This is a genomic window from Mesorhizobium sp. M7A.F.Ca.CA.001.10.2.1, assembly GCF_003998575.1.
GTDB lineage: Bacteria > Pseudomonadota > Alphaproteobacteria > Rhizobiales > Rhizobiaceae > Mesorhizobium.
Genome location: NZ_RZQY01000270.1, coordinates 1 through 7,605, shown reverse-complemented (window position 1 = coordinate 7,605; position 7,605 = coordinate 1). Strand labels below are relative to the sequence as shown.

8 protein-coding genes and 1 pseudogene are annotated in these 7,605 nt (G+C 63.9%); 5 read left to right on the top strand and 4 right to left on the bottom strand.

Translation table 11 applies throughout. The features are described from left to right. Positions 1-795: 3-dehydroquinate synthase (locus tag EN964_RS18160; RefSeq protein ID WP_164775872.1), on the bottom strand; the 795-nt coding region annotated here is incomplete at its 3' end. Next, positions 792-1,403 (bottom strand): shikimate kinase, encoded by a 612-nt coding sequence (locus EN964_RS18155; RefSeq protein ID WP_127266670.1) that lies wholly within the window; start codon positions 1,401-1,403, stop codon positions 792-794. The genes EN964_RS18155 and EN964_RS18160, both read right to left, overlap by 4 nt. Before the next feature lie 210 nt (positions 1,404-1,613). Between EN964_RS18155 and EN964_RS18150 the strand changes: the two genes are divergently transcribed. The 5 genes and pseudogenes from EN964_RS18150 (at position 1,614) to EN964_RS18130 (ending at position 5,514) form a co-directional block, all read left to right on the top strand. After that, entirely contained in the window at positions 1,614-1,766 is a 153-nt protein-coding gene (locus EN964_RS18150) for a histidine kinase (RefSeq protein ID WP_127266685.1), read from the top strand. Between the two features lie 17 nt (positions 1,767-1,783). Beyond that, positions 1,784-2,701, top strand: coding sequence for a site-specific tyrosine recombinase XerD (locus EN964_RS18145; protein WP_127266671.1), 918 nt, complete (start codon positions 1,784-1,786; stop codon positions 2,699-2,701). A 99-nt stretch (positions 2,702-2,800) separates the two neighbouring features. Continuing rightward, a pseudogene (locus tag EN964_RS18140) lies at positions 2,801-3,753 on the top strand (acetyl-CoA carboxylase carboxyltransferase subunit alpha). 217 nt (positions 3,754-3,970) lie between these two features. After that, positions 3,971-5,269, top strand: a complete 1,299-nt coding sequence (locus tag EN964_RS18135) for a murein L,D-transpeptidase family protein (RefSeq protein WP_127266673.1) — start codon at positions 3,971-3,973, stop codon at positions 5,267-5,269. An 8-nt stretch (positions 5,270-5,277) separates the two neighbouring features. After that, positions 5,278-5,514, top strand: a complete 237-nt coding sequence (locus EN964_RS18130; protein WP_164748663.1) for a sulfurtransferase TusA family protein — start codon at positions 5,278-5,280, stop codon at positions 5,512-5,514. 9 nt (positions 5,515-5,523) lie between these two features. On the opposite strand, the gene EN964_RS18125 is transcribed toward EN964_RS18130, so the two are convergent. Together EN964_RS18125 and EN964_RS18120 are read right to left on the bottom strand one after the other, a co-directional pair. Then, entirely contained in the window at positions 5,524-6,648 is a 1,125-nt protein-coding gene (locus tag EN964_RS18125; RefSeq protein WP_127266675.1) for a GTP-binding protein, read from the bottom strand. Between the two features lie 3 nt (positions 6,649-6,651). Further along, a partial coding sequence (locus tag EN964_RS18120) for a D-alanyl-D-alanine carboxypeptidase family protein (protein ID WP_164775871.1) occupies positions 6,652-7,605 on the bottom strand: 954 nt, incomplete at its 5' end.

Genomic DNA, 7,605 nt, shown 5'->3' with positions numbered 1-7,605 from the left:
GTCATACCGGGTGGCGGCTTCCAGCGCGTGGCCGAATGTGTGGCCGAGATTGAGCAGCGCGCGGTCGCCGGTCTCGAATTCGTCGCGCGCAACCATTTCGGCCTTGGCGCGGCAGGCTTCGGCAATAGCCTGCGCCCTCTCCGGCCCGCCGGCGAAAACCTGGACCCAATTCTTTTCCAGCCAGGTGAAAAATTCTGGCCGGTCGATGAGCCCGTATTTGGCGAGTTCGGCATAGCCGGCGCGGAATTCGCGGATAGGCAGCGTGTCGAGCACCCCGGTGTCGGCCAACACCAGTTTCGGCTGATGGAAGACGCCGACGAGGTTCTTGCCGCGTGGGCTGTTGATGCCGGTCTTGCCGCCGACCGAGGAATCGACCTGCGCCAGCAGCGAGGTCGGGATCTGCACGAAATTCATCCCGCGCCGCACGATGCCGGCGGCAAAGCCGGCAAGGTCGCCGATAACGCCGCCGCCGAAGGCGATGACGATGTCGCCGCGTTCCAGTTTCGCAGCCAGCACACCGTCGACCACCTCTTCGAGATGAGCAAAACTCTTGGTCTTCTCGCCGGGCGGCAACGTGATCACGGCGGTCTGGATGCCGTCCGTTTCGAGGCTGGCCTGAAGGGCAGCGAGATGCGCTGCCGCGACATTGGCGTCGGTGACGACCGCGGCGCGTGTACCCGGCAGGCGGCCCGATATCTCGGCGCCCGCGCGGGCCAACAACCCCGAACCTATCAGGATATCGTAGGTCCGGTCGCCAAGGCCGACTTCGACGACAACGGGTGCCTCGATGCTCACTGTTCCACCTCGCCCGTCGCCGTCGTCTCATCGATGCCGAAATGCCGGCACAGCGCGTCCACCACCTCGGTCGCGATGACTTCCTTGCGGTCGTCGCGGGTCGGCACGGTGACATCAGATGTCGCGTAGACCGGATAGCGCTCGCCCATCAGCCGCTCCAGCACGGCGCGCGGATCGGCACTTTTCAACAATGGCCGGTTCTGTTTCTTGGAGACGCGGTCCATCAGAAGATCGAGCTCGGCCTTCAGCCATACCGACACGCCCTGCGCTGCAATCGCCTCGCGCGTCTGCGCATTCATGAAGGCGCCGCCGCCGGTCGACAGCACCTGCGGGCCGTTTTCCAGCACGCGCAGGATGACGCGCTGCTCCAGCGCCCGGAATTCGGTCTCGCCATAGCGCTCGAACAGCTCCGGAACGGTCATGCGCGAGACGCTTTCGATCTCCTGGTCGCTGTCGATGAAGGGCAGCGCCAGCATCGTCGCCACCTTGCGGCCGATCGCCGTCTTGCCGGCACCCATCAATCCGACGAAGACGACGGAACGGCTGCCCAGCCGGCCAAGCAACGCGGCGTAGGTCTCGTCTGGAGGATTTGCTGGCAACGCGTTCATCGGATGTTTCGAAGGCCCTCTTTGCCGGCGTATCGACATGAAAAGCCCGTTTGCGTCAAGCAGGGCAAGTGCCTTGAACCCGATATGGACCGGCAAGGTCTGCATCAGAAGTTGCTAACAGGCCTCAGCTTCGTCCTTGAATTGGCCGGATTGGCGTCCCATAAGGGGACAGGGTTTGGAAACGCAGAACAAGAAGACGGGCGAAAACTGATGCCGACACTGTTTCGCTTTGTCGTGGTAACAGCGATTCTGGCAGGCATTGCCTATGGTGCGATGTTCGCACTGGTGATGTTCGTCGAGCCAAAGAAGGGCGAAATGAGCGTGCGCATCCCTCCGGAAAAGCTGAACCCCAAGAAAAGCTGAACCCGAAGAAAAGTTGAATGAACAGCGCCGCCCGCATCGAAGCCTTTCTCGAAATGATGAGCGCCGAGCGGGGCGCGGCCGAAAATACGCTTTCCTCCTACCGCCGCGACCTCGAGGACGCTTCTGGCGCGATCGATGGCGGGCTGGCTGGTGCCGCCGCCGCCGATATCCGCGCCTATCTCGACGACATTGCCGCCCGCGGCTTTGCCGCCACGTCGCAGGCGCGCAAACTGTCGGCGATCCGCCAGTTCTTCAAATTCCTCTACGCCGAAGGCCTGCGCGGCGATGACCCGACCGGCACGCTGGACAGCCCGAAAAAGGGCCGTCCGCTGCCCAAGACGATGAGCGAGGCCGACACCGGCCGGCTGATCGACCGAGCGGCGCTGGAGGCCGGCGATGTCTCGTCGGGCGATGGGGACAGTCTGGCGTCACTGCGCCTGCATGCGCTGGTCGAGGTGCTTTACGCCACCGGCCTGCGCGTTTCCGAGCTGGTCGGTCTGCCGGTGACGGTGGCGCAGCGCGACGACCGTTTTTTCATGGTGCGCGGCAAGGGCGACAAGGAGCGCATGGTGCCGCTCTCGGCCAAGGCACGCGCGGCGATGAAGACCTGGCTCGCCGCCCGCGCCAAGGTGCCAGCCTTTGCCGACAGTCCGTTCCTGTTTCCGGCCGCCTCCGACAGCGGCTATCTCTCGCGTCAGGTCTTTGCGCGTGACCTGAAGGGGCTGGCGGCAAGGGCCGGCATCGCCTCGGCGAAGATCTCGCCGCACGTGCTGCGCCATGCTTTCGCCAGCCATCTCCTGCAGAACGGCGCCGATCTCCGTGCCGTGCAGCAATTGCTTGGCCATGCCGACATATCGACGACACAGATTTACACCCATGTGCTGGAAGAGCGGCTGGTGCGGCTGGTCAACGATCATCATCCGCTTGCCGACTAGGCCTCATATCGCTATGTGAGGACGACATTTCACCGCCCGGAGCCTTGGATTCAAGGGTTCCGTCAGCCACTGCCTTCCGACGTATCGGTCCGCTCACGCATGTATAATTACCTCGATTTCGAAAAGCCGGTGCAGGACCTCGAGGGCAAGATCCTCGAGCTGAAGAAGCTTGCCGAGAATGGCGAGGCGGTCGGTATGTCGGCGACGAGATCAGCCGTCTCGAGAAGCGCTCCCGCGACGCGCTGCGCGACGCCTACAAGGCGCTGACGCCGTGGCAGAAGGTGCAGGTGGCTCGCCATCCCGACAGGCCGCATTGCGTCGACTATATCAAGGGCCTGCTCACCGATTTCACGCCGCTGGCCGGCGACCGCAATTTCGGTGAGGACCAGGCGATCGTCGGCGGTTTCGCCCGTTTCCGCGGCGAACCCATTGCCATCATCGGCCAGGAAAAAGGTTCCGACACAGCCAGCCGCCTGAAACACAATTTCGGATCGGTTCGCCCGGAGGGCTACCGCAAGGCGGCACGGCTGATGGAACTGGCCGACCGCTTCAAGATCCCGCTGCTGACGCTGGTCGACACGGCCGGCGCCTATCCCGGTGTCAACGCCGAGGAGCGCGGCCAGGCGGAGGCTATCGCCCGTTCAACCTCGACCTGTCTCGGCCTGAAAGTGCCGTCGATCTCGGTGGTCATCGGCGAAGGCGGTTCGGGCGGCGCCATTGCCATCGCCACCGCCAACCGCGTCTACATGCTCGAACACGCCATCTATTCGGTGATTTCGCCGGAAGGGGCCGCCTCGATCCTGTGGCGCGACACAACGCGATCGAAGGACGCGGCGACCAACATGAAGATCACCGCGCAGGATCTTTTTGAATTAAAGATCATCGACGCCATCATCCCCGAGCCGCTCGGCGGTGCGCATCGCGGCGCCGAAACGGTGATCGCCGCGACCGGAGACCTCATCGCCAGGACGATGAAGGATTTTGCCGGCGCCAACACCGATTTCCGCGAGCAGCGCCGCGAAAAATACCTGGCCATGGGCCGCAGTCTCTGACCACAGGCAGCCTTCGCCGCAACAATGTGGCGGGGCGGAGCATTTTTGCCACAAAAATGCCGCTGCATTCGGCTCAATGAGACTGCCGCAGGGGGATGCGTCGGCACTTGCGGTAAGGAATTTATTAGGGTTAACGGGCTTAGGGTCCGTCGATGCGCAGTGTAGCAGCCGGGGCAGGAAGCGTCCTGGCGCCAGAGAAAAGACGATATCCGTAGCCATGTTTGTCAAGCTTGCCCGCACCGGAATCCTGATAGCCGCCCTCGGCGTTGCCGGCTGCAACAATTCGTCGATGAAGGATTTTGCCCCGGAGGCCAACAAGCCGCTGCCCGACAAGATCCTTGCCGACATGAAGGCCAAGGGCATGGTCCGCACCTCGTCGGTGATGGCCCGCATCTTCAAGGAAGAAGGCAAGCTCGAAATCTGGAAGGCCAAAACCAACGGCCGCTACGACATGGTGGCGAGCTACGACATCTGCAAATGGTCGGGCAAGCTCGGGCCGAAATACACCGAAGGCGACCGCCAGGCGCCGGAAGGCTTCTACACGGTGCGCCCGGCGCAGATGAATCCGCGCTCGAACTACCATTTGTCCTTCAACATCGGCTATCCCAACGCCTATGACCGCGCCAATGGCCGTACCGGCTCCAATTTGATGGTGCACGGCGCCTGCTCGTCGTCGGGCTGCTATTCGATGACCGATGCGCAGATCGAGCAGATCTATGCCTTCGGCCGCGACGCCTTCCAGGGCGGCCAGACCGAGTTCCAGATCCAGGCGTTTCCGTTCCGCATGACCGCCGCCAACATGGCGCGCTACCGCAACGACCCGAATTACGACTTCTGGAAGATGCTGAAGGTCGGCTACGACAATTTCGAGATCACCAAGGTGCCGCCGAAGGTCGATGTCTGCGAGAAGCGTTATGTCTTCAACCAGGTTGCCGCCGACGGTCAGACATTCGATCCGGCCGGCGCCTGCCCGGCGACCACGCAACCTGATTCGCTGAAGAGCGCCTACAATTCCTACATGAGCACCTACGACGCTGCGTTCAGCGGCGCGGTCAAGGCCAGCGTGCCGGCGCCCAAGCCGACCATTGCCGGCATCAAGGAAGCCAGCATCGTTTCCGACTGGTCCAAGCGCCGCGCACGCGGCGAACGCGTGCCGATCGATCCGCCGTCGCTCAACAATGACGGCTCGGTCACCGAGACGGCGCGCATGGGCCGCATCGATTCGCCTGCCGGCCGCAAGATGGCGGCCCTCGACGCCGAAAAGGCGGCCAAGCAGAAGGCCGAGGAGCAGAGGCTGGCTGCCATAGAGGCGGCCAAGCAAGCCAAGGAAGCCGCCAAGGCTCAGGCTCTGGCCGAAAAGGAGGCCGAAAAGGCCGCCAAGGAAGCCCCCGTCGCCACCGCGACCATCGCGGCCCCTTCGGAAGCGGCACCGATGGCTGAGACGCAAGCGGCGAGTGCCGACGAGAGCCGCGTGACGAAGCTGAAGAACAAGCTGCTCGGCATGTTCGGCGGTTGATTTCGCCCGTGGATGATCGCGCCGCTATTTATGACCTCAAGGGGCTGAACTGCCCCTTGCCCGTGCTCAAGGCCAAGAAGCGCCTGGCGGGGATGCAACCGGGCAGCCGGCTCTGGCTGGAGACCACCGACCCGCTGGCCGTCATCGACATTCCGGCATTCTGTTCGGAGAGCGGCCACCAGTTGATTGAAACGGCGGCGGTCTCCGGCGGCCATCGCTTCCTGGTCGAGTGCGGCGCGCCGTAATCGTGGGAGCTACCGCCCGGCAATCGCCAGCGGGTTGTTTTCCAGCGCGGCGCGATCGGGCGTGTCGATCGACGGCCGGTTGGTGAAGGCGGCGAACAGCCTGCGGATATAATCTTCGGGCATATCGAGCGTGATCAGCACCAGCCGCGTGCCGCGCTGGCCATCTGGCCAGGACGGCAATTGCACCGGCGGATGCAGTATCTTCTGCACGCCATGGATCACCAAAGGCCGCGACGGGTCTTCCCTGAGCTCGATGACGCCCTTCATGCGCAGCAGGCGCTCGCCATGTGTCGAGCGCAGCAGGTCGAGGAACATCTCGATCGCCGAAAACGGCACCGGGCCGTCATGCACCAGCGAATAGGAACGCACCCGCGAATCGTGGCGATGACCGTGGTCATGGCCATGTTCGTGATCATGCCCATCATGGTGATCATGATCATGATGGTGATGATCATGAGCGGCTTCCTCGCCCAGCCAGCGCCGCACATCGGCGGATTTGGTTGCCGGGTTGTAGAGGCCGCAATCAAACAGCGCCGCCACGCCTGTCCCCGTGTCACCGGCATCGAGCAGTTCGGCGCCCGGATTGATCTGCCGCAGGCGCGCCCGAAGCATTTCCAACTCATTGGGATCGGCGACCAGATCGGCTTTGCTGAGCACGATGCGATCGGCGACGGCAGCCTGCTTGACCGCCTCGACATGGGCGTCGAGCGTGGCGTTGCCGTTGACGGCATCGACCAGCGTGATGACGCCGTCGAGCCGGAAGGCCTGGATCAGCGCCGGATGCGCCATGATCGACTGCAGCACCGGCGCCGGGTCGGCAAGGCCGGTGGTCTCGACGATGACGCGGGCAAGCCGGGCGATGCGGCCGGTCTGCAGCCGGTCGACCAGGTCGGCCAGCGTGTCGACCAGTTCGCCGCGCACCGTGCAGCAAAGGCAGCCGTCCGAAAGCTGGATGATGCCGTCGGAAGACTGCTCGACCAGCAAATGGTCGATCGCCACCTCGCCGAACTCGTTGATGATTACCGCCGTGTCGGCCAGCGCCGGATCCTTGAGCAGCCGGTTGAGCAGCGTCGTCTTGCCGGCGCCTAGGAAGCCGGTCAGCACCGAGACGGGGATCGGGAAGCCGCTGCCCATTGGCTAGTTCGCAACCTTGGCCGGCTGGTCGCCCTGCGCGGCGGAGCCGGCAATCTTCGGGCCTGCGCCGGCCGGTGCCGGCCTGTCGGGCCGCCAGCTCGGGATCGGCACATCGGCATATTCCTGACCGCCCCGGTCGAGGATGGCCTTCGGCGCCGGACCGGTGGCGCCGCCAAGGCCGACGGCAACCAGCGTCGGCACATGGTCGAGCTTTTCCTGATAGGGCGATTTCGGCACGTCCTTGGCGACGACCGGCGGCGCCTCCGACTGCTCCTGCGGCGTCTTCTTCTTGCAGACCTCGTCCTTCATGTCGTTGGGCGAGACCGTGTCGCCATAGGGCGCCAGCGTGGTGACGGTGGCCGAGCCGGCGGCAGGCGCGTCAAAACCTTGATCGAGCAGTTTTGCCGCGGTCTCGGCACGTGTGACCGCCGATTTCTCGCCAAGCACCACCGCGACCAGCGTGCGCCCGTTGCGGGTCGCCGAACCGATCATGTTGAAGCCGGAAGGGCAGACAAAGCCGGTCTTCATGCCATCGGCGCCGGGATAACGGCCAATCAAGAGATTGTAGTTGGGGATAGCCTTCTTGCCGACGGCAAGGCCTTCGATCGAGAACCACGGCGCATATTGCGGAAATTCGCGGCGGATCGCCATCACCAGCACGGCGAGGTCGCGCGCCGTCGTGTACTGATCCGGCGAATAGAGCCCGTTCGGATTGACGAAATGCGTGCCGTTCATGCCGAGCCGGGTCGCTTCGGCGTTCATCCGGTCGGCAAAGGCCGCCTGCGAACCGCCGACATTTTCGCCCACCGCCATGGCGATGTCGTTGGCCGATTTGACCAGCATCATCTTCAGCGCGTTGTCGAGTCGCATCACCGAGCCCGGCTTGAAGCCCATCTTGCTTGGCGGCTCGGCGGCGGAGTGTTTGGTCACCTTGATCGGCGAATCAAGCTGAACCTC

What these genes read in the sequence shown, in the direction of transcription:
- EN964_RS18155 (WP_127266670.1), bottom strand. Translation starts at nt 1,403, where the DNA reads ATGAACGCGTTGCCAGCAAATCCTCCAGACGAGACCTACGCCGCGTTG.
- EN964_RS18150 (WP_127266685.1), top strand. Translation starts at nt 1,614, where the DNA reads ATGCCGACACTGTTTCGCTTTGTCGTGGTAACAGCGATTCTGGCAGGC.
- EN964_RS18145 (WP_127266671.1), top strand. Translation starts at nt 1,784, where the DNA reads ATGAACAGCGCCGCCCGCATCGAAGCCTTTCTCGAAATGATGAGCGCC.
- EN964_RS18135 (WP_127266673.1), top strand. Translation starts at nt 3,971, where the DNA reads ATGTTTGTCAAGCTTGCCCGCACCGGAATCCTGATAGCCGCCCTCGGC.
- EN964_RS18125 (WP_127266675.1), bottom strand. Translation starts at nt 6,648, where the DNA reads ATGGGCAGCGGCTTCCCGATCCCCGTCTCGGTGCTGACCGGCTTCCTA.